Origin of the sequence: Curtobacterium sp. APC 4022 (genome assembly GCF_030407555.1) — a bacterium.
Lineage (GTDB): Bacteria > Actinomycetota > Actinomycetes > Actinomycetales > Microbacteriaceae > Curtobacterium.
In genome coordinates this window covers 1-1723 of the sequence record NZ_JASDDD010000103.1, presented here as the reverse complement: position 1 = coordinate 1723, position 1723 = coordinate 1, and the positions used below count along the sequence as shown (strand labels likewise).

Below are 1723 nucleotides of genomic sequence, written 5' to 3'. Positions count from 1 at the left end.
CCGCTCCCCCGGCCCGGCAGTCGGTCACCCCCGGCGGTCAGTCCATGCCGGCGATCAATCCGTGCCGGCAGTCAGTCCGTCCCGGCGATCTGACGGAGCGCCGCGAGGTGCGAGCGCCAGGCGGCACGCCCCGAGCGGCTGAGCACCAGGGTCGTCCGCGGCACCTTGCCGACGAAGCCCTTCTGCACCTCGACGATTCCCGCGGCCTCGAGCGCCGACACCTGCTTGCTGAGCACGGAGTCGCTGACCTCGACCGCGTCCCGCACCTCGGCGAACCCGAGCTTCTCGGCCTTGTCGAGCGCGGCGACGATCGAGAACCGCACCGGGTGCTGCAGGACGTCGACCAGGCGGTGTCGCGGGTGCACCTGCTCCGCGGTCACCGACGGGCCTCGACGGCGGCACACCCGGTCGTGACGAGCAGCACGAGCCCCGAGGTGACGGCCGCCGCGACGACGTTGCCGTGCGCCCAGCCGACGACCGCGATCGCCCCGAGGTAGGTGACCACCCAGGCGCCCATGTAGAGCGACCAGCGGCGGCTCCACGAGAACGCCCGCCGGCCCTGGATCGTGATGCAGAAGAAGATGATCAGCGCGAACACGGCGATCATCGTGCCGACGTAGGCGACACCGAAGGCCGACCCCTCGGTCAGGGCCATCGCCAGGGTGCCGAACGCGGTGGTCGTGCCCAGCCCCACCAGGAACGTGACGTAGGGCCAGCGGGTCGCGTCGTGGGCCCGACGGCTGACGCGGTCGGCCTCGTCGAGCAGTCGACGGGCGTCGGTCGGGCTGAGCTGCGTGTGGTCGGTCATGGTGTGCCTCCTCCGGCTGTCTCCAGCATGACCGGTACTTTCCACTTTGGCAAGTACTTTCCACAAGTCGTCAGCGCGGGTGGAGCTCCCCCGGCTCTGCCAGCCGCGTGTGCCGGAGCACCGTCCGCCCGGGTCCGACCGCCGCGGCCACGATCGACAGCGTCGCGAAGTGCCCCTCCGGCTCGACGGTGTCGCGGAGGATCGCGTCCCGGTCGTTCGGCGCCAGCGCAGTGGACCCGGCGAGTACCTGGAACCACGGCACCCACCCGTCGTCCGGCGCGGTGCGGAGTTCGTCGGCAGGCTCGGCCGTCGGCGGCCCCGTCGGAGCGGGCACCGCCCGGAAGGCCTCCAGCCACCGTCCGATCCGGGGCGCGGCCGGGTCGTCCGGCTCGCCGTGCGTGACCATGTGCACGCCCGGGCCGAGCGCCGTCGTGCGGACCTCAGCCCCGTCCCAGGTGACGACGTCGGCGCCCTCGGCGGTGGCGCGGACCAGGTTGAACGCCCGACTCGTCGGCAGCGCACCGTCCGCACCGGGCACGACGTCGTCCACGACCGCGTCCAACGGCAGGGTCCCGCGGGTGCTCCACGTGCCGTCGACACCCGGGGTCGGTTCCCACCGGTTCAGCACCACGGCCAGGCCGGCGCGGTCCGAGGCAGCCAGCCACGCGCCTCCCGCCTGCTGGTCACGCACGCCGACGACACCCGGGTCGCGCTCCGGCCACCAGGCGGCCGGCGGGTCCCACGGCCGGTCCGGGGACTCGTCCCGGAGCGCCAGGACGGTCACGGGCCACGCCGCGCCGGGATCGACACGGACGACGACGGTGCACATGGGGCCGATCCGCCCACCCGCGCTCCGGGAACCGACCCGGCGGCCCGCGGAACCGCCCGGGTAGCGTGAGCGCTGTGAACGACGCA

Annotated in this window: 3 protein-coding genes; all 3 read right to left on the bottom strand. The window is 73.8% G+C overall.

Going from position 1 to position 1723, the window contains the following annotated elements; all coding sequences use genetic code 11:
- Window positions 1-71: 71 nt before the first annotated feature.
- Window positions 72-380 (bottom strand): transcriptional regulator, encoded by a 309-nt coding sequence (locus tag QL987_RS16845; protein WP_253463901.1) that lies wholly within the window; start codon window positions 378-380, stop codon window positions 72-74.
- A complete protein-coding gene (locus QL987_RS16840) occupies window positions 377-808 on the bottom strand; it encodes a chemotaxis protein CheY (RefSeq protein ID WP_290158810.1) in 432 nt (143 codons plus the stop codon). Before QL987_RS16840 ends, QL987_RS16845 begins: the two co-directional genes overlap by 4 nt.
- A 70-nt stretch (window positions 809-878) precedes the next feature.
- Window positions 879-1637: an NRDE family protein gene (locus QL987_RS16835; protein WP_290158808.1), complete on the bottom strand. Its 759-nt coding sequence runs from the start codon at window positions 1635-1637 to the stop codon at window positions 879-881.
- Window positions 1638-1723: the final 86 nt, after the last annotated feature.